The organism is Dyella sp. GSA-30, assembly GCF_027924605.1.
In the GTDB taxonomy this organism is placed as follows: Bacteria; Pseudomonadota; Gammaproteobacteria; order Xanthomonadales; family Rhodanobacteraceae; genus GSA-30.
In genome coordinates this window covers 1,772,584-1,798,854 of sequence record NZ_AP027042.1, presented here as the reverse complement: position 1 = coordinate 1,798,854, position 26,271 = coordinate 1,772,584, and the positions used below count along the sequence as shown (strand labels likewise).

At 61.7% G+C, this 26,271-nt stretch carries 28 protein-coding genes; 16 read left to right on the top strand and 12 right to left on the bottom strand.

The features are described from left to right. Window positions 1-287 precede the first annotated feature (287 nt). Complete coding sequence (gene bla, locus QMG46_RS07975; protein WP_281851966.1) at window positions 288-1,175, top strand: class A beta-lactamase; 888 nt, start codon at window positions 288-290, stop codon at window positions 1,173-1,175. Here the strand turns inward: bla and QMG46_RS07970 are convergent. From QMG46_RS07970 to motA, 3 genes are all read right to left on the bottom strand, one after another. Continuing rightward, complete coding sequence (locus QMG46_RS07970) at window positions 1,156-1,833, bottom strand: HAD-IA family hydrolase (protein WP_281851965.1); 678 nt, start codon at window positions 1,831-1,833, stop codon at window positions 1,156-1,158. The two genes, bla and QMG46_RS07970, sit on opposite strands and share 20 nt — an antisense overlap. Window positions 1,834-1,914: 81 nt before the next feature. Further along, complete coding sequence (gene motB, locus QMG46_RS07965; RefSeq protein WP_281851964.1) at window positions 1,915-2,853, bottom strand: flagellar motor protein MotB; 939 nt, start codon at window positions 2,851-2,853, stop codon at window positions 1,915-1,917. Beyond that, window positions 2,853-3,707 (bottom strand): flagellar motor stator protein MotA, encoded by an 855-nt coding sequence (gene motA, locus QMG46_RS07960; RefSeq protein ID WP_281851963.1) that lies wholly within the window; start codon window positions 3,705-3,707, stop codon window positions 2,853-2,855. The genes motB and motA overlap by 1 nt, the downstream gene beginning before the upstream one ends. A gap of 261 nt (window positions 3,708-3,968) precedes the next feature. Here motA and QMG46_RS07955 point away from each other — a divergent pair, with 261 nt between their 5' ends. The 4 genes from QMG46_RS07955 (at window position 3,969) to QMG46_RS07940 (ending at window position 6,112) form a co-directional block, all read left to right on the top strand. Further along, complete coding sequence (locus tag QMG46_RS07955; RefSeq protein WP_281851962.1) at window positions 3,969-4,196, top strand: DUF2188 domain-containing protein; 228 nt, start codon at window positions 3,969-3,971, stop codon at window positions 4,194-4,196. 330 nt (window positions 4,197-4,526) lie between these two features. Continuing rightward, complete coding sequence (locus QMG46_RS07950) at window positions 4,527-5,156, top strand: sigma-70 family RNA polymerase sigma factor (RefSeq protein WP_281851961.1); 630 nt, start codon at window positions 4,527-4,529, stop codon at window positions 5,154-5,156. Continuing rightward, window positions 5,153-5,518, top strand: coding sequence for a hypothetical protein (locus QMG46_RS07945; protein WP_281851960.1), 366 nt, complete (start codon window positions 5,153-5,155; stop codon window positions 5,516-5,518). Before QMG46_RS07950 ends, QMG46_RS07945 begins: the two co-directional genes overlap by 4 nt. A 15-nt stretch (window positions 5,519-5,533) precedes the next feature. After that, a complete protein-coding gene (locus QMG46_RS07940; protein WP_281851959.1) occupies window positions 5,534-6,112 on the top strand; it encodes a hypothetical protein in 579 nt (192 codons plus the stop codon). Window positions 6,113-6,130: 18 nt separating this feature from the next. Here QMG46_RS07940 and QMG46_RS07935 read toward each other — a convergent pair whose 3' ends face one another. The 3 genes from QMG46_RS07935 to QMG46_RS07925 all read right to left on the bottom strand — a co-directional run bounded on the left by QMG46_RS07935 (window position 6,131) and on the right by QMG46_RS07925 (window position 9,807). Next, complete coding sequence (locus tag QMG46_RS07935; protein ID WP_281851958.1) at window positions 6,131-6,763, bottom strand: TMEM175 family protein; 633 nt, start codon at window positions 6,761-6,763, stop codon at window positions 6,131-6,133. Between the two features lie 152 nt (window positions 6,764-6,915). After that, a complete protein-coding gene (locus tag QMG46_RS07930; RefSeq protein ID WP_281851957.1) occupies window positions 6,916-8,244 on the bottom strand; it encodes a hypothetical protein in 1,329 nt (442 codons plus the stop codon). A 357-nt stretch (window positions 8,245-8,601) separates the two neighbouring features. Further along, on the bottom strand, window positions 8,602-9,807 hold the full coding sequence (locus QMG46_RS07925) for an MFS transporter (RefSeq protein ID WP_281851956.1): 1,206 nt from the start codon (window positions 9,805-9,807) through the stop codon (window positions 8,602-8,604). 344 nt (window positions 9,808-10,151) lie between these two features. Here QMG46_RS07925 and QMG46_RS07920 point away from each other — a divergent pair, with 344 nt between their 5' ends. Further along, window positions 10,152-10,928, top strand: coding sequence for a ferredoxin--NADP reductase (locus tag QMG46_RS07920; RefSeq protein ID WP_281851955.1), 777 nt, complete (start codon window positions 10,152-10,154; stop codon window positions 10,926-10,928). A gap of 45 nt (window positions 10,929-10,973) precedes the next feature. On the opposite strand, the gene QMG46_RS07915 is transcribed toward QMG46_RS07920, so the two are convergent. After that, window positions 10,974-11,573 carry a short chain dehydrogenase gene (locus tag QMG46_RS07915; protein ID WP_281851954.1) on the bottom strand — a complete coding sequence of 200 codons (600 nt, stop codon included), beginning with the start codon at window positions 11,571-11,573 and terminating at the stop codon, window positions 10,974-10,976. A 103-nt stretch (window positions 11,574-11,676) separates the two neighbouring features. On the opposite strand from QMG46_RS07915, the gene QMG46_RS07910 reads away from it, so the two are divergent. Next, window positions 11,677-12,567 (top strand): LysR substrate-binding domain-containing protein, encoded by an 891-nt coding sequence (locus QMG46_RS07910; RefSeq protein WP_281851952.1) that lies wholly within the window; start codon window positions 11,677-11,679, stop codon window positions 12,565-12,567. 431 nt (window positions 12,568-12,998) lie between these two features. Here QMG46_RS07910 and QMG46_RS07905 read toward each other — a convergent pair whose 3' ends face one another. Beyond that, window positions 12,999-13,646 carry a protein kinase family protein gene (locus tag QMG46_RS07905; protein WP_345781788.1) on the bottom strand — a complete coding sequence of 216 codons (648 nt, stop codon included), beginning with the start codon at window positions 13,644-13,646 and terminating at the stop codon, window positions 12,999-13,001. Window positions 13,647-13,771: 125 nt separating this feature from the next. On the opposite strand from QMG46_RS07905, the gene QMG46_RS07900 reads away from it, so the two are divergent. From QMG46_RS07900 to QMG46_RS07890, 3 genes are all read left to right on the top strand, one after another. Further along, window positions 13,772-14,254 (top strand): DUF456 domain-containing protein, encoded by a 483-nt coding sequence (locus tag QMG46_RS07900; RefSeq protein ID WP_281852838.1) that lies wholly within the window; start codon window positions 13,772-13,774, stop codon window positions 14,252-14,254. Window positions 14,255-14,321: 67 nt separating this feature from the next. Then, on the top strand, window positions 14,322-16,100 hold the full coding sequence (locus QMG46_RS07895; RefSeq protein ID WP_281851951.1) for a DUF885 domain-containing protein: 1,779 nt from the start codon (window positions 14,322-14,324) through the stop codon (window positions 16,098-16,100). A 219-nt stretch (window positions 16,101-16,319) separates the two neighbouring features. After that, complete coding sequence (locus QMG46_RS07890; protein ID WP_281851950.1) at window positions 16,320-16,871, top strand: hypothetical protein; 552 nt, start codon at window positions 16,320-16,322, stop codon at window positions 16,869-16,871. 13 nt (window positions 16,872-16,884) lie between these two features. Here the strand turns inward: QMG46_RS07890 and QMG46_RS07885 are convergent, their stop codons facing one another. Both QMG46_RS07885 and QMG46_RS07880 read right to left on the bottom strand, forming a co-directional pair. Further along, window positions 16,885-17,553: a PAQR family membrane homeostasis protein TrhA gene (locus QMG46_RS07885; protein WP_281851949.1), complete on the bottom strand. Its 669-nt coding sequence runs from the start codon at window positions 17,551-17,553 to the stop codon at window positions 16,885-16,887. A 57-nt stretch (window positions 17,554-17,610) separates the two neighbouring features. Next, window positions 17,611-18,042 (bottom strand): hypothetical protein, encoded by a 432-nt coding sequence (locus tag QMG46_RS07880; RefSeq protein ID WP_281852837.1) that lies wholly within the window; start codon window positions 18,040-18,042, stop codon window positions 17,611-17,613. A 275-nt stretch (window positions 18,043-18,317) separates the two neighbouring features. Between QMG46_RS07880 and QMG46_RS07875 the strand changes: the two genes are divergently transcribed. Next, window positions 18,318-19,148, top strand: coding sequence for a universal stress protein (locus tag QMG46_RS07875; protein WP_281851948.1), 831 nt, complete (start codon window positions 18,318-18,320; stop codon window positions 19,146-19,148). A gap of 476 nt (window positions 19,149-19,624) precedes the next feature. After that, window positions 19,625-20,182, top strand: coding sequence for an energy transducer TonB (locus QMG46_RS07870; RefSeq protein WP_281851947.1), 558 nt, complete (start codon window positions 19,625-19,627; stop codon window positions 20,180-20,182). Window positions 20,183-20,262: 80 nt separating this feature from the next. On the opposite strand, the gene QMG46_RS07865 is transcribed toward QMG46_RS07870, so the two are convergent. Beyond that, window positions 20,263-20,559 (bottom strand): hypothetical protein, encoded by a 297-nt coding sequence (locus tag QMG46_RS07865; RefSeq protein WP_281851946.1) that lies wholly within the window; start codon window positions 20,557-20,559, stop codon window positions 20,263-20,265. Window positions 20,560-20,773: 214 nt separating this feature from the next. Between QMG46_RS07865 and QMG46_RS07860 the strand changes: the two genes are divergently transcribed. Further along, window positions 20,774-21,352: a cysteine dioxygenase gene (locus QMG46_RS07860; RefSeq protein ID WP_281851945.1), complete on the top strand. Its 579-nt coding sequence runs from the start codon at window positions 20,774-20,776 to the stop codon at window positions 21,350-21,352. A 39-nt stretch (window positions 21,353-21,391) separates the two neighbouring features. After that, entirely contained in the window at window positions 21,392-22,759 is a 1,368-nt protein-coding gene (locus tag QMG46_RS07855) for an FAD/NAD(P)-binding protein (RefSeq protein WP_281851944.1), read from the top strand. A gap of 49 nt (window positions 22,760-22,808) precedes the next feature. On the opposite strand, the gene QMG46_RS07850 is transcribed toward QMG46_RS07855, so the two are convergent. Then, window positions 22,809-23,822: a zinc-binding alcohol dehydrogenase family protein gene (locus QMG46_RS07850; RefSeq protein ID WP_281851943.1), complete on the bottom strand. Its 1,014-nt coding sequence runs from the start codon at window positions 23,820-23,822 to the stop codon at window positions 22,809-22,811. A 116-nt stretch (window positions 23,823-23,938) separates the two neighbouring features. Between QMG46_RS07850 and QMG46_RS07845 the strand changes: the two genes are divergently transcribed. Continuing rightward, entirely contained in the window at window positions 23,939-24,874 is a 936-nt protein-coding gene (locus QMG46_RS07845) for a LysR family transcriptional regulator (protein ID WP_281851941.1), read from the top strand. Continuing rightward, window positions 24,867-26,270 (top strand): cardiolipin synthase, encoded by a 1,404-nt coding sequence (gene cls, locus QMG46_RS07840; RefSeq protein WP_281851940.1) that lies wholly within the window; start codon window positions 24,867-24,869, stop codon window positions 26,268-26,270. The genes QMG46_RS07845 and cls overlap by 8 nt, the downstream gene beginning before the upstream one ends. Window position 26,271: the final 1 nt, after the last annotated feature.

Genomic DNA, 26,271 nt, shown 5'->3' with positions numbered 1-26,271 from the left:
TCATTCCGGCGCAGGCCGGAATGACGATAGGAAGGGTTATTCGAGATTCTCTGAAGTCGCTCCTACACGACGACATATCTCGTGGAAGAGCTTGGTGCCGAGGTGATCTGTCGCATCGAGCATTGCCCATAAATCTGGCCCTGTTCTGGCACAGCGCGATCTTTCCTGAGGCAGGAATCAAGTCTGGAACGGCTACGACACATTTCCAACCCGAGGGTAAACACGGTCTCTCTACCGTATTACGATGCCGCCACTACGCACGCCAAACCCAGAAGAGAGATCACTACATGGATCGTCGAAGCTTGCTGAAAGGCACCTTGCTTGGCGCAGCCGCGCTTGCTCTCCGTCCTCAGCTCTCACTTGCCAACAGCGCGCATGGCACGGACAGCAGGCTAGCGGCATTGGAACGCCAGCACGGCGGACGGCTGGGCGTTGCAGTGCTCGATACCGGCAGCGGGCAACGCATCGCGTATCGCGCCGATGAACGCTTCCTGATGTGCAGCACGTTCAAGCTGCTGGCGGCGAGCGCGGTACTGGCGCGAGTGGATCAGGGTATGGAGAAGCTCGATCGACGCGTAGTGTTCGGTAAGGATGTGGTGCTGTCCTATGCCCCCATTACCTCGCTGCACGTTGGCGGCCAGGGCATGACGGTCGGCGAGCTGTGCGAGGCCGCGATTACGGTCAGCGACAATACCGCGGCCAATCTGCTGCTGACCAGCCTGAATGGGCCTCCGGCGATCACCGCGTTCGCGCGCCGCATGGGGGACAACATAACGCGGCTGGATCGCACGGAGCCTGAGCTCAACGTGTCGAGCCCGGGCGATATACGCGATACGACGACACCCAACGCCATGCTCGCCGACCTGCAGAAATTGTCGCTAGGCGATGTGCTTACCAAGGCATCTCGCGAACAGCTGACGGCGTGGCTGCGCGCGACATCCACCGGGAAAGATGCATTACGCGCCGGGTTGCCTGCTGGGTGGACCGCCGGCGATAAAACCGGAAGTGGCGCCCATGGCGAGCGTAATGACGTCGCGATTGTCTGGCCACCGAATCGCAAGCCCCTGTTGATCGCTGCGTATTACGTCAATCCAAATACCGATGACGCCGGCCGCAATCGTGTGCTTGCCGAGGTGGGGCGCATTGCCTCGATGTCTACGACTGGCGCGGCGTGAGCCCGATCCATCCTTCTTCATCCATGCTCACATGCAACGCGCGATATCCCTCGATCGTTGCATGAGGCGTGTCCATGGGATGGGTATGCGTGGTCGTCACCACCATCACCGTCGCGCCAGCCGACTCGGCGGCGCGAATGCCGACCGTCGCGTCCTCGAAGATCAGGCACTCGGCCGCATCGACTCCCAGTTTCCGGGCGGCCAGTAAATAGCCGTCCGGGCTCGGCTTGCCGTTGACGACATCCTCGGCGGTCACCAGGAGCGCGGGCATGGGAATCCCCGCAGCCTCAAGGCGGCGCTTCGCCAAGGCCAATGGCGCCGATGTGACGATGGCCCAGCGATCGTCCGGCAATGCGCGCAGGAACGCCGCGGCACCGTCGATTTCGACCACACCTTCGACATCGTCAATTTCCGCCTGAGTTATAGCGGCGGCTTCGGCCACGGGATCCACGCCGGGTAAATCCAGTTTCGCCACCGTATCGACGGAACGCGCACCGTGGATGGTCGGCAAGAAGGCTTCGACATCGAGGCCGTGACGCGCAGCCCATGCTGCCCAGATACGCTCAGCCGCAGCGATCGAGTTGAGGACCGTGCCATCCATGTCGAACAGGAAAGCGCGATAGCGGTGACGCGTTGCCGCACCTTGGTCGATCGACATGAATGATTTCTCGCATCGTTGGGACACAGAACTCAAAGAGTTGGTCCCATCATGTGAATCTTCAAGCCAATGGACTGAGCCTTAATGCCCGACCGAAGCCACCAGCGAGACACCCGGCGCCACCGTGCGCGGCTGCATCTCCTGCTGCAACGCCGCCTTGGCGGCCTCGTCGGTCATCACGACGATACTGATGCGGCGATTGGAAGGATCGTCCGGGTGGGCGCGATCGAACGGCACGGCTTCGGCCAGGCCCACCACGCGGGTGACCTTTTCCGAGGGCATGCCACCATCGAGCAAGGCACGACGCGCCGCATTGGCGCGGTCGGCCGATAGCTCCCAGTTACCGTAATGCGCAGGGCCGCCGGTCATGCTGTATGGCGTGGAGTCGGTGTGGCCGGAGATGCTGATGTGGTTGGGCACCTGGTCGATAAAGCTGGCCAATTCGTTGAGGATTTCCACCGTATAGGGCTTGAGTGTCGCGCTGCCGGTGTCGAACATGGGGCGGTTCTGCTTGTCAACAATCTGGATGCGCAGGCCTTCGGCCGTGATATCGAGCAGCAGCTGATCCTTGAACGGCGCCAATGCCTGGCTGCGATCGAGCGCGGCGTTGAGGTCCTTGCGCAACTCGTCCAGGCGCGCCTTGTCGCGTTCTTGCGCGAGCTTGACGTCATCGACCGTGGGCGATTTGCCGGGGGTGGCCTGACGTACGTCCTTGCCCTCACCCTTGGGCAGATCCATCGAGCCACCGAGCTTGATCATGCTGGAGCTGGGACCGCCCGGCCCCATCACACCGGGAACGGCACGCATGGAGGAGCCCGCCGTCATCGAGGGGTTCTTGAAGTAATCGGCAATCGCGGCTTTTTGTTCGCGCGAACCCACGCCGAGAATCCACATGACGAGGAAGAACGCCATCATCGCGGTGACAAAGTCGGCATAGGCGACTTTCCATGCACCGCCATGATGGCCGTGTTTCGGCTTTTTTCGTCGCTTGACGATAATGATCGGCTGATCGTCGCTCATCAGCGCGCAGCCTTCAGATGACCTTCCAGGCTCTGGAATGTGGGCCGCGTCCTGGACGAAAGCGACTTGCGGCCGAACTCCACCGCGATCATCGGGTTGTAACCGCGCAAGCTGGCCATCAGCGCCACCTTGACGCATTCGAACGCACGGCCGTCTTCCTGCACGCGCGCCTCCATGGCGGCAGCGAGCGGACCGATGAAGCCGTAGCTGAGCAAGATGCCCAGGAAGGTACCGACCAGGGCGCCGGCAATGTGCTCGCCGATGCGTGAAGTATCCCCACCCAGCTGCGACATGGTCGTGACGATACCGAGCACGGCCGCCACGATGCCGAAGCCGGGCATGGCATCGGCGACCTTGGCTACAGCAAGACTCGGCGCTTCGGCCTCGGCATGGTGCGTTTCGATTTCGACGTCGAGCAGCGCTTCGAGCTCGTGCGCGTTCATATTGCCGCCGACGATCAAACGCAGGCAGTCGGTGAGAAAGTCGATCAGATGATGCTCACGAATCAGCCGCGGATAGGCCGAAAAGACCGGACTGGAGGCTGGGTCTTCGATATGTTCCTCCAACGCCAGCAGCCCTTCCTTGCGCATGACGCTGAACAGATCGTAGAGCAGCGAAAGCAGGTCGACATAATCCTGCTTGCCATAAGTGGGCCCCTTGAACAGGCCGAGCACACCGGCAAAGCTCGCTTTCAGCACCGATGGCGGATTGGCGACCACAAATGCCCCCAGCGCACCACCGATGATGATGAGCACCTCATAGGGTTGCCACAGCGCGAGCAAGCTGCCATGGGACAGCACAAAGCCGCCGATCACGCTGACCAGCACAACGATCGATCCAATAATGACAAACATGGGTCCGCCCCGTTCCGTTATGGGATGTATCGGCCCGGCAGGCGTGAAATTGAGGAGAAATATCGCGGCGGAGGGCGCCTTGGCATATGACGGCAAACCTGCGCGCGACGCTTTTTTGGCGCCAGCGCCGAGATGCAGGCCTACACTCAAAATCGGACTGCCCCGAATCCGTTTTGATACCGATGTGAACAGCATGGTTATACGACCGCGACGCTTTGTACGCAGTCGCAGCCGCAATCTCTTGCGCGAAAGGACACCGCCATGCTGATTATCGACATCCCCTTCGCGCCCGACCGCGGCGCCCATTGGACCATAGCGATTGGACGAGAGCGCCGACGATCCTTTGCGAGCCGACAGGATGCGATCCAGTTCGCCGCAGATGAGGCCGAGCGTATCCAGCGGATCGAGAATCGGTCTGTCGTCATCAATATCGAAGGGGCTGATGGCTTGTGGCGACCGTTTCGGACGTCGTTGGAGTCGATTACTTAGAAAGCCCCGCTTGAATAACCTCAACCCCTATCGTCATCCCGGCGCAGGCCGGGACCCAGTGACTGTGTGATCGGTTATCGCGAGAGCCAACAAGCATTCGCTCTATCGCGAAAGCCGGGAATCGATGCCACTGGGTCCCGGCCTGCGCCGGGATGACGACTAGGGAGGGTTTTCCGAACCCCCGTTGCGCCGACGCTAGCTCCTGCCTTCCCGATTTTGGCAAATAACCCCTTTTCCCGATTTCCAGCGAATATGGAGGATCGGATTTCAGGAAAGGGAAGCATGTCGGGGACAGCCACCTATTTATGGATACCGCCTCAGAGGGGCGCCATGGAAGGCCTTCCATGGCGATGGTTGAACGAGGCCTTGGGCGATAAAGAGCAAGCCGCCGCCGTTGCGCTGAGTGACGAGGCCTGCATGCAACGCTACCGGCAGGGCGACGACCAGACGTTTCGCCTGCTTTATCAGCGCTATCGGGAAAAGCTGCATCGCTATGTCTTACGTCTGTCCACACGCGAAAGCGAAGCTGAAGAAGTGTTTCAGGAGGTCTGGATCGCGGTCATCCGCAGCCGCGACAGCTACGACAGTTCCGCATCGTTTGCGACCTGGCTTTTTTCGATTGCGCATCGTCGCGCCGCCGATCGCTGGCGTGCGTTGAGCCGGCATGCACCCGATGGCTTGAATGCCACGGACGATCTCGATAATGCACTTCCGCTGTCAGCTAACGACGCCATAGCCACACCGGAGCGCGAATGGCAAAGCCAGTCACTGGGCAACGCGCTGCTCGATGCCATCGGCAAACTTCCGTTGCCGCAGCGCGAGGCCTTTTTAATGAAGGCCGAGGGCGAGCTGAGCCTGGACGAGATCGCGCTCGCTACCGGCACCCATCGCGAAACGGTGAAAAGCCGGCTGCGCTATGCGCAGAAGCGTCTGCGTGAGGTCATGATGCCATGGCGATGAACGAGGACACCGACGATACGTCGCTGGACGAAGCCATTGCGCTTTACAAGCGCCATGCGAGAGAGGCGCCCGAAGCCATGGTCGACACGCGCATCTTGCGCATCGCCCTGAACAGCAACCGCCAGCGGCGCGCGATGCGACAACTGCCCTGGCTCATTGCTGCCGCGGCCAGCGTGATGGTCTGGCTGGGCATCGCGCAACCGTTCGCAGCGCATCACCCTACATCGCCTGGCCATGTCGAAACCCATCCACCCGGGTATCTGGAAGGAAGCTCACGCGCCTACCTCCTTGGCATGGACGTCAGTCCGCCGACATCGGATGTCGCCGCCTATCTTCGCCACCCTTCATACACATCGCCTTGAAGCTACGGAGTCATCATGAAACGCCACATCGGAAAAATCGTCGCTATCGCCCTGCTGCTCGGTTCGATGGCCACGAGCGCCTACGCCGCCATGCCGCAGGGATGGTTCAAGACCGGTTCGGCACCCGCGGATTACGACATGGGCAACCAGGCCGGTAGCCGCCATGCGGGCGACAACAATGGCTTCATCCGCGCAAAACGCGACTCCAGCGGCTTCGGCACCATGATGCAGACGATCGATGCGCACACTTATCATGGCCAACGGTTGCGCCTTTCCGGCTGGTTGAAAACCAGCGGTGCAAACAAGGCCGGCATGTGGATGCGCATCGACGGCACGGACAAGAAAGTCGTCGGCTTCGACAATATGGACGACCGCTCGCTGCATGGCGACAACGACTGGAAGCGCTACGACATCGTGCTGGATGTTCCCGGTGATGCCGTCGATATCGCCTTCGGCTTTTTGCTCAATGGCAAGGGTGAGGTTCTGGCCGATGACTTCAAGCTGGAGCCGGTCGGCAAGGATGTCGCCGTGACCGGAGGCGCCCTGCCGACCCATTTGCCGGAGGCGCCGGTCAACCTCGATTTCTCGAACTGAGTCACCACGCCGTCCGCATCATGCGGACGGCGTTTTCTCGCGAGCCGCGCGCGCACCGTACCAGCGGCAGGCCAGCGCAATCACGCTGGCGACCGCCAAGCCAATCATCTGATGGCTGGTATAGAACACAATCGCGATAAAGGCGAATACGACAAACAGCGATTCGTAGAGCCACGACAGCGCCAGGCCCTTACGTATATCCGGCGCCAGTTTGGCGACAAAAGCGAGGTAGCCCCATAGCACGGCCATGCAGGCATACGTCACCGCGATGCCGGCGCCATAAACCTGGGTCGCCTGGTTGGAGCCTTCCGCACTCAACGCAAAGCGGATGATCACCGGCATCAACGCCACCAGGCTGAGCAACAGCAGATTGATCGCTGCACCAATGCCGTCGACATCGCGCAGGTGCGCCACGATCCGGCGATGCATCAGCCACAGCTGGCCGATGATGAAGAAGCTGATGAAATAGACGAACAATGGCGTGGACCAGATCTGCCAAAGCGTCTTGCCCGGCACCGCCTCCGGCTTCAGTTCGATCGCCGACAAGGTAATGGCGATGGCGAAAATGCCATCGGACAACATCACCATGCGGTCCAGGTGCCGCTGCGCTACGTGCCGGTCCTCGACCGGCTGATCCGTGCGAACACTCATGCGTTTTTGCACTCCCCATGCACACCGCGCTGAAGACAACCTACCCCCAGGCTACCCTGCCATCCATCATGCCGCATCCGACGGGTGAAAAAAAACGCCCCGGATGATCCAGGGCGTTTTGGTACAAGCTGCTGCCGATCGGAACGGATCGATCAGAACTTGTAGGTAATCATCACACGGTTGTACACGAACGGCTGGTTGCTCGGGTTCAAGTTGTTGATGCCACCCGTCGAGCGTTCCCAGCGGTCACGAACCGTCAGGCCCTTCACCCACTGGTCGAGGTTGTAGATGATGTCGAAGTAGACGTCGTGGCTGTCGCCGCGCAGGTCGGTGACGTATTTGGCATAGGCCGCGACAAGCTGCAGCTTCTTGTCGAAGAAGTTGTACTGCGCGCGCGCCTTCCAGGCATGGCCCGGGCCTTCTTCGACCAGACCGCGAATCATCGAGGTGGTGTAAAGCGGGTCAGTCGCGTAGTTGGTGGTGTAGGGCGAGATCAACGCGCCGCCGCCGACGGCACCCTTCTCGTTGTCGAGCTTGTTGTACGAGAAATCGATCTTGCCGTCGTAGATGCTGGTACCGATGTCCGCGCCCCACAGCTGCGCGTCCACACGATTACCGGTCAAACCGAACAGCTTGGTCTGCGTCTCGACCAGGATGTTGTCGCTGCCGCTGGTCTCGTGCAGGTACTGCACCTGCAGGAAGGGGTTGAACGGCGAATCGGTCTTCAACGTGTAACCACCATCGAGGTAGGTCATCTTCGCGAAGCCGAGGAAGTTGTAGTACCACGCCTGGGCCTTGATGCCGCCGTTGACGTAGGTGGTACCGAAGGCGGACGTACCGTTCGAGCGACGCGCATTCGCCGGCAGCGAGCCGTTGTTGCCGAAGCTCGAGTCGCCGTCATAGGTCGACGGGTAGTACAGGTTGTCGTGGAACATGTCCGTCGACGTGCGGCTCTTCCAGGTGAAAGCGCGGATAGCGTAGATGTCCCAGCCCTTGATCGGCGTGACGTCGAACGACAGTGCGTTGTACGACGAAGGAATCACGCGCGAGTCGTTCTTGCCCATCCACGGGTTATCCAGGTACTGGTAGCCGCCGCGCACGCCGATGTACTGGTTCTTGAACTGCGCATACAGCTGGCTGAACGCGCCGATCGAATTGTTCGGGCCGGCCAGCGTGGTGTCGATGCGCGACACCGCGTCCGAATGCGTGCCGAACGAGTTGGCCATCACGAACGACGTGCCGAAACCGAAGCCGCCCCAGAACGAACCGGTCTGTGCGTTGACCAGCGCGGCACCCGAGAACGCATGCGCATCGGGCGTGGTCTTGCTGTCGTACAGACGGTCAAAATTGTACGCACGCAGTTCGCCATCGATATGGCCGCGCACAAAGATATCGTCGACACCGCCATCATCGGTGGCGTGGGCCGCACCCATCGCACCAAATGCCAGCAGCAATGCCGCCGTGATCGCCGACTTACGCATGATTGTTTTCCCTTAAATTAAAAAAAGCCTGAAAGGCGCAAGAAATTACGCTCAACCCCTTGTATTCCCCGGGATTAACGAGCCCTTCCCAAATACTGGTGGCGGATAATGACAGTTACGTGACAACGTTCCACAAAACCCGTCATGTTTCGCCTGGATTTGTGATGACGTACCGGTTCCCGCCCCCCATCCGACCCCAGGTTAGCGGGTGCCCCGTGCGCTGAAATATGAAGATGCGACATAAACTTATGTCGCATATCGGCGATAGAAACCCTTAGCGATTTCTACCCCGCGGATGCCGAAAACCACCGTTTGTTATTATTTCAGATCGTCGCGTCGGCTTGAGGTCCGGCCGCTTCAAGCCGCCGGACCATTGGCATCGCACGGCACGGCGGCGGCGCTGTCGCGACGGTCGAGCGATGCCGACAGCAGCACCACGCCGAGGCCAAGCACGGCTACCGACGCGCCCACCCAGGGCAGGTAAGTCAGCGGCAAGCCCGCTCCGATCACCAAGGCGCCCAGCCACGCTCCGGTGGCATTGCCCAGATTGAATGCCCCCTGGTTCAAGGTCGAGGCGATATTGCTCGCCTCGCGCGCCTGGTCGAGCACGCGCACCTGCGAAGCCGGCACGACCGCGAACGACACCACGCCCCATACGAACAAGGTGATCAGCGTGGGAATCTGGTAGTGGCTGGTATAGGCGAACGTGACCAGCACCAGCGCAATGGCAACGAACAAACCCGCCAGCACCGGCATCAGGCGCCAGTCGGCAAGCTTGCCGCCGACCAGGCCGCCGACAGTGATGCCGGCACCGAACAGCAACAACACCCAGCTCTCGGCCGATGCGGAGAAACCGCTGACGTCGCGCAAGATATAAGCGATGTAGGTAAATACGCTGAACATCCCGACCGATGCCAGCGTGCTGATCAACAGCGCCAATTGCACCTGCGGGCCGAGCAAGGAGCGGAATTCGCGCAGCAGGTTGCCCGGTGCTGGACGCGGCAGATGCCGCGGCAACCAGACCTGCAAGGCAACCAGCGCAGCCATGCCGATCACGGTCACCGCCCAGAACGTCGCGCGCCAACCGGCCCACTGGCCCAGCGCGGTACCGAACGGCACGCCAAGTACGTTGGCCAGTGTCAGGCCGGTAAACATCAGCGCAACAGCCTGTGCGCGCTTGTCGCGCGGCACCAGATCGGCCGCAACCACGGCGCCGATGCCAAAGAACGCGGCATGGCAGAACGCGGTCACGACGCGCGCGCCCATCAGCGACCAGTAGCCCGGTGCCATCGCGCACAACGCGTTGCCGAGAATAAACAGGCCAATCAGGCTGAGCAGCGCGCGGCGGCGCGGCCAGCGCGAGGTCACCATCGCCAGGATCGGCGCGCCACCGGCCACGCCCAGCGCATAACCGGACACCAGCATGCCGGCAGCCGGCGCGGTCACGCCCAGATCCTTCGCCACCTCGGGCAGCAGCCCCATGATCACGAACTCGGTCGTGCCAATGCCAAAGGCGGCAATCGCCAGCGCCAGAAGCGGTAGATACATCGTTGATTTGGACATGCGGGATCGCCGAAAACCGGCGCGGTGGGCCGGATGGAACATAAGGGGAAGATCGGCCCGGCATCCTGTCAGGCAGTGTGGCTATTTTAGCGCATCTGACCAATATTTTGTGCAGTGCAATATGAGAGCCGGCCGGTTGTTTTGCCCTGGTTACAAACCGGGAGATGCCCCAAGGTCACCGCCCCGCCTTTGATGGCATAATGTGCGCTTGTCGCTGCACTCCTGGCAGCGCTCGTCAGGCCGCGGCGTCCTGCTGCAACCCCACACGAGCCCAGACACCGGATTTCCGGTAGCGCCGTCGTGCAGCACTCTCCCTCTCACAGTCTTTGGTAACGGTAACCGGCATGGTGGCATTGGCGACGGAGCACGTAATTGACGTGCACCACTGGAACGACAGTCTTTTCAGCTTCCGCACGACGCGCGACCCGGGTTTTCGCTTCGACAGCGGTCATTTCGTGATGATCGGCCTGGAGGTCGAAGGCCGCCCGCTGATGCGTGCGTATTCGATCGCGAGCGCACATTACGAAGAGCATCTGGAATTCTTCAGCATCAAGGTGCCCAACGGCCCGCTGACCTCGCGCCTGCAGCATCTGAAGCCCGGCGACCCGGTCATTGTCAGTCGCAAGCCGACCGGCACGCTTGTGCTCAACGATCTCAAGCCCGGCAAGCATCTGTATCTGCTAGGCACGGGCACCGGGCTGGCGCCATTCCTGAGCATCATCCGCGACCCGGAAACCTACGAACGCTTCGACAAGATCGTGCTGGCGCACGGCGTGCGCCATATCGACGACCTCGCCTATGCCGATTATCTCGAGCGCGAACTGCCGCAGCATGATTACCTGGGTGAGCTGGTCCGCGAAAAGCTGATCTATTACCCCACGGTCACGCGTGAAGCGTTCCGCAACCGCGGGCGCATTACCGATGCGATCGCCGATGGCGTCATGAGCACCGTGACCGGTCTGCCGTCGCTCAATCCCGAAACCGACCGCGTCATGCTGTGCGGCAGCCCGGCCATGCTGGACGACATCTGCGCGCTACTCGATGGCCGCGGTTTTCAGGCCTCGCCGCGCACCCGCGAACCGGGCGACTACGTGATCGAGCGCGCTTTCGTCGAGAAGTAATGCAACAAGGCCCGCCACTCCCGGCGGGCCTTTTGGTATCGCCTGTTACCACACGCGATAGATCTGGCCGTTCTCCACGCCTTCGACACTACGCTGATAAGCCAACGCCGCACGCGCGGCCGACACCGGTTCGAAGCCGGCGAAATAGGGGCCGTAACCTTCCCATGACTCGGTCAAGACGCTCGGGCTGACCACGTTGATGCGCTGGCCGCGCGGCAGCTCGCAGGCCGCCGATTGGACGAACCCTTCTATCGCGCGATTGGTGGTCATCATCGCCACGCCCTGCCGGATCGGCTGCTGCGCGACGATGCCGCTGGTCAGCGTGAACGAACCGCCATCGCGCAAATAACGCTGGCCGGCCAGCACCACGTTGACCTGTCCCATCAGCTTGTCGCCAAGGCCAAGCTGGACCTGCGCCGGCGTCATTTCGCCCAACGGCCCGACGTGCACGCCACCGGCGGTCATCACCACCGCATCCAGCGGGCCGGCTTGCTCGAACATGGCCTGGACGCTGGACGGATCTTTCGCATCCACCTTCAACTCGCCGGAATTGCGCCCGGCGCGCAGTACTTCATGGTGGTCGGCGAAAAGCGCGGTGACAGCGCGGCCCAACGTGCCGGTCGCACCAATAATCAGAATACGCATGGTCGGTTCCTTCGAATGTCTGGAATGGCCCAGTGTCCCGCCATTTCGTCAGTTGATAAACAGCGCTAGGATTGCAGCATTACGAACCACAAGGTTTCGAATCATGGACAAACTCGCCAACATGGCCATGTTCGTGCGCGTAGTCGACACCGGCAGCTTCGCAGCGGCGGCTACCGAGGCCGGCGTCTCGGCAACCATGGCAGGCAAACACATCCGCAGCATCGAGCAACGCCTGGGCGCCCGGCTTCTGCATCGAACGACACGACGCCAGCAACTGACCGAGGTTGGCAGGCTTTATTACGAGCGTTGCAAGCAAGTACTGGCGGACATCGAGCTGGCCGAAGCAAGCGCATCGGAACTCCAGGCAACACCACGCGGCGTACTGCGCATGACCGCTCCGCTCACCTTCGGCAGCCGTCGCCTAGTTCCGGCGCTGACCGAGTACCTGGACCAGCATCCTGAAGTAAGCATCGAGCTATCGTTGGATAACCGCGTCTACGACATGGTCAACGAGGGCTTCGAATTGGCGCTGCGTATTGGCGATGTCACCGACGACACGCTGGTAGCGCGCCCGATGCAGCCTTTTCGCATGTTGCTTGCCGCAACGCCGACGTATCTCGCGCGATACGGCACGCCGAAAACGCCCGCTGACTTGAGCACGCACAACTGCATCAGTCTGAGCAGTTGGTCTCCGCGCGATCGCTGGCGGTTGATCGGACCCAAAGGCGAGATCGAAGTCCCCGTCAAAGGCCGTTTCGCCGCAAACAATGGCGAAGCCTTGCGCGTTGCCGCACTGGCGCATGGCGGCATCATTCTGCAGCCGGAAGTCTTGCTCGGTGAAGATCTTGAAGCAAGCCGCTTGGTCAACGTACTGCCCGGCTGGGGTTCACGCCCGATGCCGATGAATCTGTTGTATCCGCCTGATCGACGGCCCACAGCGAAATTGCGCAGTGTGATTGATTTTTTGGTGGCGCAGTTTCCGCCCGAGACATGATGACTGAGCAAGAGCCCTCCCCTCACCCCAGCCCTCTCCCCCGGCAAAGCCAGGGGAGAGGGAGCAGGTGATGCAAGTGCGCAACACAGAGGCTCGCCTCAGTCAGTCCCCTCTCCCCTGGCTCTGCCGGGGGAGAGGGCTAGGGTGAGGGGGCTTTAAGCCCTCACCATCACGACGCCTCGCGCACCAATCCGGCGTACCTCAGAAGCGCCAGAAGTGTTCCCTGACGATTCGAGTAGGCGGCACGAACGGTTTTATCTCTCAATACTGCTCAGAGCTCTTGATCCACGGGCCATTTCTTTTTGGTTACTTTTGCTTTGGGGCGGCCAGATCGCGAAAGCACACAGGCAAGAACCAAACACTGACGCTACTGGATTCCGGCCTACGCCGGAATGACGAAAAAGGAAACACTACGCACACCGAAGTGCGGATCAATCCCGCACCCGTCCCTTCCCCTCATTATCCCAATACCCAAACACCCGCCGCGCAATCAACTTGTACAACCGCTTTCCGGTAGCCCGCCACAAGCGCGAATGCGGCGCGGGTGTGTTCAGCATGGCGATCTGGCGTGCGCTCAAGGCTTCGGGACAGTACGTGCGTTTGTGTTTCAGCAAATGACGCAAATCCTCCCGCGCCAACAAACGAAACAACGCACCACGCCGCCCGCGCGTCCAGGCAATCTGAAAATCTACCAGCGCCGGCCGGCCATCATCGCGAACCAGCCAGTTCGGTTCTTTCGCCAGGTCGTTATGCACGATGCCGCGACGATGCAACACCGCCAGCAAGCGCAACGCACGGCGGTAGTAGTCGCGGTCGCGCGGTTGCGCCTGCTGCATCGGCAAGCCACCGATGTATCCACGCAACAGTTCCTTGCCATCCCAACCGAGCAAGGCAGGCACGCCATCGATACCTGTCAGCTTGCTCAGCGCACGCGCCTCACGCGCTGCCGCACGGCGCGCGAACCAGCGCGCCCACCAGCGCGCAGCGGCGACGTCGCGACGAATCATACGGATGCCGTCGCGCTCGGTGATTTCGATACGACCGAGCTCGTCAGCCTTAAGTAATATTGTTTTGGGCACGCGGATAGGCACTTCTATAGCATCACGCCCGGTACACTCGGCACCGGGTCGCCAAGGGCTATTGTGGCCGATCCGTATGGCATCACGCCACGAAACAGGTACAAGGAATTCCCCGCTTGAGCTATATGGATATCGCGCTCTATGTATTGTCCGCCGTATTGGTCCTGATCGGCCTGGCGGGCACCATCCTGCCTGCGCTGCCGGGCATTCCGCTGATCTTCGGTGGGCTATGGCTGGCCGCCGGCGTGGATCGATACCAGCATGTCGGAGCCTGGTCGCTGGGCATCATCGCCGTGCTGGGCGCGATCGGCTTTATTGTGGATTTCGTCGCTACCGCACTTGGCGCCAAACGCGTCGGCGCAAGCAAACTGGCGATCTGGGGCGCTGCGATCGGTACGCTGGTGGGGATCTTTTTCGGTATTCCAGGACTGGTGCTCGGGCCTTTTGTCGGCGCCGTGGCGGGTGAGCTGATGTCCGGCACCAGCGTGTTGCGTTCGACCCATGTCGGCATCGCCACCTGGCTTGGCCTCCTTTTCGGAACCATCGTGAAGCTGGTGATCTCGCTGATGATGGTCGGCCTGTTTGCCTTCGCCTGGTGGATCGCCTAGCTCGAACGGCACAGGCGAATTCCCCTCCCCCACCGTAGTCTCGCTCGCACCTTATAGGGAGCTTCTTATGTCCAAACGACTCGCAGCCATCATCGCGGCCACGTTATTGAGCGCCGGCGCGGCGCATGCGCAGACCGCCTCGCAGGCTTGGGTGGAGCGCAGCAATGCCGACGCGCAAGTACTCCTCCAGGCCATCTCGCGTTTCAGCCCGGAGTTCGCGTCGCAGGTGGGGCTACCCGGCTACGACGACAAAACGGCCGATCTGGGTCCTGACATCGATGCACGCTCGCGCCAGGCGCTGGTCGAGGCAAAGACGAAGCTAGAAGGCATGCTTGCCGGCGATAAGGACACCAATGTGCGCCAGGATCTGCAGATCATGATCAAAGCGGCGGGCAATCAGATCGAAGGCATCGATCTCAATCACAAATACCTGTTGCCGTACCAGGACGTCAGCAACCTGATCTTCGGCGGCGAGTTCGCGCTGCTGAAAGACGATGTACCGGCAGAGCGCCGCGCCAAGGCCGTGACGCGCCTGGAATGCTATGTCGGCAAGGCACCGGGCTGCACAGCGCTGGCCGACCAGGCCAAGGCACTGATGGCTGCGAGCCTCAAGGATAAGGCTCTGCTGGGGCCCTACAAAGGCGATGTCGAGCAAAAGCTCGCCAACAGCGCGCGTTATGCCCAGGGCATCCACCAACTGTTCCAGAAATACAAACTCGACGGCACGCCCGAAGCCAAGGCCGCGCTCGCTGCGCTCGACCAACAGATGAAAAGCTACGACGCCTGGGTACGCAGCACGGTGTTGCCACGCGCACGTACCGATTTCCGTCTGCCAGAAGCGCTGTACGCGTACAACCTGCGGCAAGTCGGCATCGACATTGCGCCGGAAGAATTGATCAAGCAGGCACAGCTCGAGTTTGTCGAGTTGCGCAGCTGGATGCGCACGCTGGCACCCGAAGTCGCCAAGGCCGAAGGCATTCAAAGTACCGACTATCGCGACGTGCTCAAGGCATTGAAGAAAGAACAGCTGGGCAAGAACGATGTCGAACCGTGGTATCACGAAGTGATCGGCAAGATCGAAGACACGATCCGCCGCGAAAATATCGTGACCCTGCCGCAACGCAAGATGCAGATGCGCCTGGCGTCGGAAGCCGAAGCCGCCGCGGTGCCCGCACCGCATATGGACCCGCCACCGTTCATCAACAACCACGGCGAGCAAGGCACCTTCGTGCTGACCATGGGCAACCCTGCCGCCAACGGCGACAAGAGCCAGGCCTACGACGACTTCACCTTCAAGGCGGCTGCCTGGACCTTGACCGCGCACGAAGGTCGCCCGGGCCACGAGCTGCAATTTGCGGCGATGGTCGAACGCGGCGTGTCGCTGGCGCGTAGCCTGTTCGCCTTCAACAGCGTCAACGTCGAAGGCTGGGCACTGTATTCCGAGTCGGAGATGCTGCAGTACGAACCGCCGGCCGGCCAGTTTGCCGCCTTGCAGGCGCGCCTGTTGCGCGCGGCCCGCGCCTATCTCGACCCGATGCTCAACCTGGGCATGATCACGCGCGAGCGTGCGCATGACGTGCTGACCCAGGACGTCGGCCTGTCCGAAGCGATGGCACGCCAGGAACTCGATCGCTATACCTTCAATAGCCCGGGCCAGGCCACCGCCTATTTTTACGGCTATATGCGCCTGCAGCAGCTGCGCCTGGATACCGAGCTCGTGCTCGGTTCGAACTTCGATCGCAAGGCGTTCAACGACTTCGTCATCAACCAGGGCTTGCTACCGCCACAGCAGCTGGCCGAGGCCGTGCGTACGCAGTTCATTCCGTCGCTTCAGGGCGAGAAATAAGCCACCAAGCATGCGTCCAAGAGCGGGGCTTCGGCCCCGTTTTTTTTGGCGCGCGCTTCGCGTGACGCAATTCGCACAAAATACACGGGCTTTGGCGCGAACTAGCAGGCGCACAGGGAGCAGTCGATAAAACGGGTTCAGTGGGTTGTTGGCTCAACGCGTTGGCAGTTGCGCGTGGGCCTTTGTTTACCCCGAACACGCGATAGCAAGGAGTTTCCCATGTGCAAAGGCCTCATCCCGCTCGCTTTGTTGGCCTCGATGTTTACCCCTGCGGCATCGGCCTCGAACAGCCAGCCCTCCGTCGACGACACCGCGCACCAAGCCGCCTGCCTGTCGGTACGTGACGTAGGTAATCGGGAGCCCTGCCGAGCCGCCGAAGCAAGCATTCATGTCGACGCACCCACGCAGTACTGGATCTGCTCAGTGGAAAGCATCTACTTCAGCGATTGCCTGGCGCAGCTGGCCGACGAGGTCGTACGCATCGATCCGAAGCAGCCGCCGGCCCAGGCGCTCTACCGCATCGTGGTGAAAAACCCGGCAACCGGAACGACTGAACAAGCCGATGTGCTGACCGCCGACGATGGCGAGATCAGCGACATCGTCGGTGCGACACGGTTTACCCTGGCCACCCATCGCGCGGTCGATGGATCGATCATGCTGAGCTACCGCCTGGCTGGCGCGGCCCAGGCACAGGGCTCGCGCAGCTTGCGAGCGGGCGACCAGGAGTCGGTAGTGCTGGGGTCGGAGGTGGTGACGATTTCCCGGCTTTGACCGGGGAACGCACTTAGGCGGCGTGGTCCGGCAGCACGTAGAGCAGTACCGCAAGGTAGTGCAATACGCTGCCGGCGAGCACGAAGACGTGCCATATCGTGTGGTGGTAAGGCAGCTTGCGCGCCAGGTAGAACGGTACGCCCAAGGTATACGCCACGCCGCCACCGATCAGCAACGCCAGGCCACCTGTTTGCAATGACGCCATCAATGGCTTGAAAGCGATCAGGCCAACCCAGCCCATGGCCACATAAAGCAGCACGGCAAATTTGCGATAGCGCTTGAGCATGCCCAGCTCCAGCGCGCTACCCATGCATGCCAGCGCCCAGATAGTGCCGAACAGGCTCCAACCCCATGCGCCCGGCAAAGCCATCAGCGTGAAAGGCGTATAGGTGCCGGCGATCAGCAGGAAAATCGCGATGTGATCGAGTGTGCGCAATACACGCTTGGCACCCTCGCCGGGAATCGAGTGATAGAGCGTGGACGCGGTGTACAACAAAATCAGCGTCGTTCCGAATACCGCACTGGCAACCACGGCGCGTACATCGCCATACCTGGCGGAAAACGCCACCAGGGTCGCCAGCCCGGCAATGCTCAGCACAATACCGATGCCGTGGATGACACTGCTCGCCAGCTCATCGCCGAAGGCGTAGCGCGGACCGGCGGTACTGGTTGCAACAGACATGTGACCTTCCCCGTAAGTGTGCTTGAGTGGCCGCCCATCCCTGGGCGGCCGTCTATCTTAACGTCGCTCGATCTTGAACGCGCCGAGCGCCACGCCCAGATCCCAACCATGGCCCGTGCCGCTGAGCGCCAGCGAGACGGTGCCCTTGGTCAGCACCTGCGCGCCAGCCGACCGTTCGGCCCCGGCGTGCGCGTTGGCGTTGGCATAGCTACCGAGTAGATCGTTGATGCTGTGCACGCCGGTGAAATCGCCGCGACCGTTGGTGATCGAGCTCTTGCCGACGGTCAGCCCGCCACCCTTGGCGCTGAGCTTGACGCGCATGCTCTTACCGTCGTTGCAACGGATCGTGCCGTAGCCGTCCGCTGTCTGGTAGATCGCCGACCAGCCCTTCATCTCGAACGACATCTTGCAGGAAAGGTCCGCGGCCTGGGCCGGCAACACTACTAACCCGGCTGCGATCAGTGCCGTAGCCATAATCCATTTACGCATTTTCATTGCTGTAACTCCTTGCGACTTCCGGTCGTGCCGGACCGCTTATTGTCGCAAGAATCGGATGAACGTGTTTTTTACGGAATTTGCACGCCAGTACACCTGCCTGACCCGGAGACTAAGCACACCGGCATCCCCATTCCCCCCGATGCCCGGTCATTCCTGCCCCGCTCCCTGTGCGGGGTTTTTTTTGCCCGTCTATCCGGGCGCGAAACTCTCCGAAGCCGACGCGCGACGCGCTAAGCTGGTTCCAGCGTCGCTTATGGGAGATGTTTATGTCCGGCACCGATCTGCTGTTGTTTATGGATCACCTCGACCTGCAATGCGCAGGCGCGCGTGCCGCACTGGCTCTGGCGCGGCGACTGGAGGCCCGACTGGACGCGCTCTATGTGGCCGATTTGCCCGCTGCTGCCTTCAGCCTTCCGGAAGCCGTGCCGGTACAGTTGGAAGAGACCCGTCGCCGCTGCGCCGAAGCCGAACTGCACGGCGAAGCCTGGCGCACACTGCTCTCGTCCCAGGGTTTGACCGGTGTGTGGCGTGTGGCCCAAGGCGACAGCGTGCAGACGGTTTGCCAGGCCGCCTCCGGCTACGACCTGCTGGTGATGGAACGCAGCCAGCAGCGCAGCGATGCACCGGTCGGCTTCGGCAAGGTCTCGCGCAGCGTGTTCGGCACTGGTCGTCCGGTGCTGGTGGTACCCGACACTGTCGCCATTGGCGAAATCGGCGCACGCGTCCTGGTTGCCTGGAACGGCAGCCGAGAATCGGCCATTGCCCTGGCCGCTGCCGCGCCGCTGCTACGGCAGGCCGCCGAAGTGATCGTGCTCGACGGCAGCAGCATGCTTCCGGACGACGCGATTCCCGTATTGCCCCCGCCGGGGTTGGCTGACTGGCTGCAGCGCCACGGAATCCGTGCGCACATCGAAGAGTTCGATTCCGGTCCGACGCATGCGGCCGGGCCGTTGCTGCTGGAAGCGGCGCACGCGCGGCGGACGGACCTGATTGTCATGGGAGCCTGGAGTCGTTCCCGGTTGGCGGAGATGATGCTTGGAGGAACGACCCGGCATCTGTTTATGCATAGTGATTTGCCGATGTTGGTTGCGCATTAGGGCACGTTTTGGCAAGCACCCGGCCCCCTCACCCCAACCCTCTTCCCCGGCAAAGCCAGGGGAGAGGGAGCAGAAGCACGCAGTGTTGAAGACTTACCTCAATCGCCCCCTCTCCCCTGGCTTTGCCGGGGAAGAGGGTTGGGGTGAGGGGGCTCCTCAACCGACCTCCACGACCAACGTTTCAAACAGCCGCCTATACCGCCAACCCCACCGCCTCCCCTCTTGCGTTGCATCCCGCGGAAAGTACAGACTGGCGTCGACCGGGCGAATTCCCCAGCGACCCGTTTCCAATGTAACTTTCAGGGCCGTTATTCGTTCGGCGCCGTGCTTTCCTCTTACCTACATCAGGAGGTGGCTTTATGGTGTCCGCAGGTGTTGCCGTTGCACATCGTTCGCATCCCGATAGCGTCCGTATTACTGCGCTCAGCGCAGCTATCGCCCTCAACCTTGCAGCTTTGCTTTTAGTGCTACGACCGATGGCTCCGCAGATCGCGGAAGTTTTCCATGCGCCTGCGCAAATGCAGGTACGCTGGATCATGGCCGAGCCGCTGCCGCCGGTGCCGCCGGACGTCGTGATTCCCAAGCCGCACCCGGTCGTCGTACCCAAGGCCATACCTAAGCCGGCCAAGCAGGTCGAGCAACCGCCACCGACGTCCACGCATATAACGGATGAAAGCGCCAACCCCGTACAGGTCGTCGATACCACGCAAACACTGGTACCGCCCTCCCCTGTTCCCGCTCCCGTGACGGAGCCGGTAGAAACTTCACTTGCCTATCGCACCGCACCACTGGCTTATCCCAAGGACGGCATAACACGCCACCTCGAAGGCACGGTGCTGTTGCGCGTGCTGGTCGACGAGACCGGCAAGCCGATCGATGTCGTCATCGAGAAAAGCAGCGGCCAGCGGATACTCGACCGCAGCGCACAAGATCAGGTACTGCAAAAATGGCTGTTCCAGCCAGCGGTGGTGCAAGGTCAACACGTGAAGGCCTGGGCACGTGTGCCGGTGACGTTCAACCTCAACCAGCTGTGATGTGACGTTTCAGGTTGGTGCATAAGAAAAGGCCCGGTCCGCACGAGGGCGAACCGGGCCTTTCCACGGCTAACAGAATGTCAGTGCGCTGTCGTACTTTGTGTCGGCGCCGCGTGTGTGGAACGGGTGGCGTGCACAATCAGCCACACCGCACCGACGACGAACAACAGAGGCAGCAGGGCCGGCAACATCGCCAATATGATCAGCGGTGCGATGCAAAGCAGCACAACCGCGCCGATCACCAGGCCGAACAAGGCACCGATTACGCTGAACACGCCGCCGACAATGGCGAAGGCCAGCTTGAAGACGAAACCGATGGCCGCCACGACCAGCCACAGCGTCGCTACCACCATCACCAGCATACCGATCGCGATCATCACTACTCTCCTTGCGAATGCGGCCAATTGAAGCCGTACACACCTTGGATGCCGTCGTGAACTCAAGGGTTTAACTACCCACGCACCCAGGTTACGACGGCCCGGCAAGGTCCGCATGGTGCGAAAGTCATACCTTTATCCGCAGGAATCCGCGGTTACAGGTCTTTAACGACTGCCATGTTCCACTCCGCCCATTCCGGCAGAGCTTCAGAGCATGGGTAAGCACTCACATACACTCAAGGCATTGCGTGAAATCGCCTTGGCGTACGGTGTCGGCGAGCAGCCGGACCTTGCTGCGATGGCGCGCGACCTCGGTGCGGTAATTCATCGCAACGGCGCGTTGCCGATGACCGCAGTGTCGCGGCTGAGCAAGCCACAGACAGGGCTGTCGCGCTGGCTGCTGGCCGAGCGCAACAAACCGGGAATCAGTGTCCTGGTGATGGCCTGGCCGCCGAATCATCACACGCCCGTGCACGATCATGGCGGCTTGTGGGGACTGGAGCTGGCGCTGCATGGTGCGCTCGAAGTGGAATCCTACGAACGTGACCCGGCCACCGATAGCCTGCGCAGCCGCGGCCGCGACTGGCTGGGCCCGGGCGATGCCACCTGGTTCGATGGCGGCGAGCAGTATGCTCACCGCTGCCGCAACCTGTCGCGGCATGAAACCGCATTGACGCTTCACGTCTACGGCGGCAATCTGGCAGAGTACTTCACCTACGAGCGTGCCGAGCAAGCCGACCGTTGGCTGGCTCAGCCGCAGCGCGCGGTTATCGCCGGCCCGCTGCTCGCCTGAGCATAAGCTCTCCACTCAGCGCACATCAGAAGGAAATGCATGTTTCGACGGGTCGCCATTATCGGCGGCGGCGCAGCTGCCGCCACAGTAATCAGCGAACTGCTGGATCGCCCGTCTGCGCAACCATTGCATCTGGATTGGTATACCGGCGCGGGCACGGTGGCACGCGGCGTGGCTTACGGCACGACGTCCGAACGCCATCTATTGAATGTCCGCGCGGCCTCGATGAGCATGTTCACCGGCAAGCCACGCGGCTTCCTGGAATTCGCCCAGCGCGGCGACAGCAGCATCGCCGGCACCGACTTTCTGCCGCGCCGATTGTATGGCGATTACCTGGAAGCGGAAGTCAAACGCGTGCTCGATCAGGCCGCCAAAGCGGGGCACGACGTACAGGTAACCCCCTTCGACGTCGACGCGCTGGTACCCGAGAACGATGGTGTCACCGTCATTCAGGGCGATGAAAGCCGGCGCGTGGATGCGGCGATTCTTGCGATCGGCTCGCTGCCTCCCCAGCCATTGATAGGCGTCGGCGACGACGTACTTGCCAGCGGCAATTACATCGTCGATCCGTGGCGGTTCATGGCCAACCTCAAACCCGATGCCACGGCACGCGAGATCGTGATCGTCGGCATGGGGCTGACTGCCGCCGATGTGCTGCTGGAGCTGAGCGCGCAATGGCCGAACGCGCGCTTTACCGCCATCTCGCGGCACGGCAAATTGCCCGAGGCGCACATGCTCAATCCGTCCGTGCCGCTGGACGATGGCGGCGAACTGTTCGAGTCGATGCGCGATGCACCCGATTTGCGTACATGGATGCGCCTGGTACGCGAAACGATCGAAGGCACCAACGACTGGCGTACCGTTGTCGATGGCCTGCGCCCACATCTGCCGAGCTTGTGGCAGGAACTGCCCCATACCGAACGTGCGCGGTTTCTGCGTCACGTGCGCTGGGCCTGGGAACGGGTCAGACACCGCATGCCGCCGAAGGCCGCCGAATCATTGAAAGCGCTCGAACGCGATGGCCGCCTGCAGCGTCGACAAGGGCGCTTGCAGCATGTGCAGCTCGACGGCGAACGTCTGCGTTTGAACGTAACACCGCGCGGGCTTGGTCCGGCGACGACGATGCCGGCGGATCTGGTGATCCAGACTGTCGGCCTCAATACCGATGTACGCCGCACACCGCACGCACTGATCCGCCAGCTGAGCACCAACGGCCACGTGACCGCCGATGCACTGGGCCTGGGCCTGGAAGCCGAACCCGATGGGCGCCTGCGTCACGGCAACGGCGCATGGCCCAACTTTTTCGCGATCGGCAGCATGCTGCGCGGCACGCTTTGGGAAACCACAGCGATCCCGGAAATCCGCCAGCAGGCGCGCAGTCTGGCCGAACGTATCCTGGCGCCATAAACACAGCAGCAAGCACCGCAAGCGCATGGCCTGCGGTGCTGCTTTCGATTTAGAAACCGCTCAACACCAGCTTGCCGGTGGTGCCGTGGCTTTCCAGCTGCGCGTGCGCCTTGCGCAAATTCGCCGCATTGATCGTGCCCAGGTTTCCGCTGATGGTGCTACGTAACGCACCGGCGTCCACCAGGTCGGCGACTTCGTTCAAGATCCGATGCTGCGCCTGCATGTCCGGTGTATGGAACAGGGAACGCGTGTACATGAACTCCCAGTGCAGCGAGATGCTTTTCTGCTTTAGCCTGGTGACGTCCAGCGGCGTAGAGGGATCGTCGATCAGGCCGAGTTTGCCTTGCGGCTTGAGCACCTCGACGATGGCCGCGAAATGCTGCTCGGTATGGGTCAGGCTGAGCACATAGTCCACGCCCTGCGGCGCAATCGCCTTGATCTGCGATGCCAGATCGCCACGATGATCGACCACATGATGCGCACCCAGGCCCAGCACCCACTCGCGGCTTTCGGCGCGCGAGGCCGTGCCGATGACGGTTGCGCCGGTGAGTTTGCGCGCCAGTTGTACTGCGATCGAACCGACACCGCCGGCTGCACCGATGACCAGTACGGTCCCTGCCGGCCGTGTACCGTCACGCGGCACGCCAAGGCGGTCGAACAACAGTTCCCATGCGGTTACCGCGGTCAACGGCAAAGCCGCAGCCTCGGCAAAATCCAGCGTGCCGGGCTTGCGACCGACGATGCGTTCGTCGACAACCTGCAACTGGGCGTTGCCGCCGGGCCTGTCGATAGCGCCGGCATAGAACACGTGGTCGCCGGGTTTGAACAGGCTGACTTCGCTCCCCACCGCGACCACGGTACCGGCCACATCCCAGCCCAATACCTTGTCGGTGCCCTGCGGATCCACGCGCTGACGGATCTTGGTGTCGACCGGATTGACCGAAATCGCCTCCACCTGCACCAGCAGGTCGCGGGCCTCCGGCTTGGGCTCGGGCAGCTCGACGTCGATCAGGCTGTTGGGGTCGCTGCTGGGCAGCGAGGTACGGTAGGCCACGGCTTTCATGGGAGGCTCCAGGCTAAGGGCGAATGGGGAATGGATCGGACCCGCACACTATGAAGCTTGCCGCCTTGGCTGTGAATTGACCAAACTAGGCAAGCATCTTTTCCACCAGATTGAAGATGATCGATCTCGAAGACATGCGTCTGTTCGCCCGGGCGGTGACCGATGGCAGCCTGTCGGCCGCCGGGCGCGAGCTCGGGCTGTCGCCCGCCGTCGCCAGCAAGCGCCTGACGCGATTGGAAAATGTGCTCGGTGTGCGGCTGCTGCAGCGCAGCTCGCGACGCCTCGCCCTGACCGCCGAAGGCAGCGTCTACTACGAGCGCTGCCTCAATATCCTCGGCGACATCGACGAGGCCAATGCCGCCGTGGGCGCGGGTCTTATGGAGGCTCGCGGCAGCTTGCACGTGTCGGCACCGCTGGATCTGGGGCGGCAGTGGATCGGACCGACCGCGGCCCGCTTCGCCGCCGACCAACCGGATCTGCGCCTGCGGCTGAGTATTTCCGACGCCACGCTCGACGTGCTCGAACATGGCATCGATGTCGCCGTACGCAGCGGCAACATGACCGACTCACGCCTGATCTCCCGCCGCATCGCACGCAACGTAAGAGTGTTGTGCGCGTCGCCGGCCTATCTGGACCGGCGTGGCCGACCTCGCACGCTCGATGATCTGCAGCATCACGCCTGCCTGATGCTGCACCGCCCCGGTCGCGGCATCCTGCCCTGGACCTTGCAGACCGTCGATGGCCCGCGCGCGGCGCGCGTGGAGGCGGCGATCACCTGCGACAGCGGGGATCTGATGCGCGAACTGGCCATTGCCGGGCATGGCATCACAATCAAGTCGATCTGGGATATCGCCCAAGACATTCGCGAAGGCCGACTGATGCCTTTGCTGACCGATATCGCCATGATCGACGCGCCGATCTATGCGATCTACCCCAGCCGTCGATTTCTGCCCACGCGGATCCGGCTGTTTGTCGATTATCTTCAGACCGAGATGGAGCGCCACGAGAGCGCCGTCCTGGAAACGATGGAAGGAAAGACCCCTCATGCTTAGTACCGCGATCGGCCTGATCGTCCTGCTGTTCCACCTCGCGGGGATCGTCGCGGCAGTCAATGCAGTCATGAATACGCGCACCGCGCAGGGCGCGTTCGCCTGGGCCCTCGGGTTGATCCTGCTGCCCTATATCACGCTGATTCCGTATCTGTACCTCGGCCGCAGCCGGTTTCGTGGCTACATCAACCGACATCGCGCCAGTCGCCTGCAGTCGCGTGAAGCCACCAGCCTGTTGATGGCCGCCGACGCTTCGGATGCCTCCGAGGCGATGCGTTACCAATCGATCGCCAACCTGCTCGATACGCGCTTTTACGCCGGCCAACGCCTGCGTCTGCTGATCGACGGCGACGCGACATTCGAAGCCATCTTTGCCGCAATCGGCAAGGCGCAGCACTATGTCCTGGTGCAGTTCTTCATTTTTCACGATGACGAGCTGGGTCGACGCATGCAGGCATTGCTGCTCGAACGCGCAGCGGCCGGCGTGGAGGTTTGCGTACTGTTCGATGGCATCGGCAGTCATGCCTTGCCCAAGCACTATGTGCAGACGTTGTGCGCGGGCGGCGTCACGATCCACGCGTTTACGACGCGCAAGAAAAGCAATCGTTTCCAGCTCAATTTTCGTAATCATCGCAAGGTGGTCGTGGTGGACGGCCATATCGGCTTCACCGGCGGGCTCAATGTCGGCGACGAATACATAGGGCTTAAACCGCCACTTGCGCCCTGGCGTGACACGCATGTGCAGATCGAAGGCCCCGCTGTGGCCGAATTGCAGCGTAGCTTTGCCGAAGACTGGTACTGGGTGACCGGCGAGTTACCCCCCATGGCGGCATCCCAGCAGATCGAGGGGTCCGCGCTCACCCTGATCGCCGCGACCGGCCCAGCCGATGCGCAGGAAAGTTGTTCGCTCTACTTTGTCAGCGCAATTCATGCAGCGACTCAGCGCGTGTGGTTGACCACGCCTTACTTCGTGCCTGATCAGGCCGTGATGTCCGCGCTACGCCTGGCGGTCGCTCGCGGCGTGGACGTGCGCGTACTGATTCCATCGCGCCCCGATCATTACGCCGTGTTTCAGGCCTCGGGCCTGTACGCGCATGATGCCGTGCTGGCCGGCGTGCGCGTGTTTCGTTATCAGCCCGGCTTTATTCACGAGAAGGTGATGCTGGTCGATGACGACACCGCATCGATCGGCAGCATGAATCTGGATAATCGTTCGTTTCGGCTCAACTTCGAAATCAGTTCGTTGAATATCGATCGCCACTTTGCCTCTGAGGTCGAGACGATGCTCCTTGCCGACTTTGCGCAGTCACGTGAGGTAAGCGCCGACGACTACACCAAGGCACCGTATCTGCGGCGCCTGATCATGCACGTGGCACGGCTCTTCGACCCCGTACTATAAA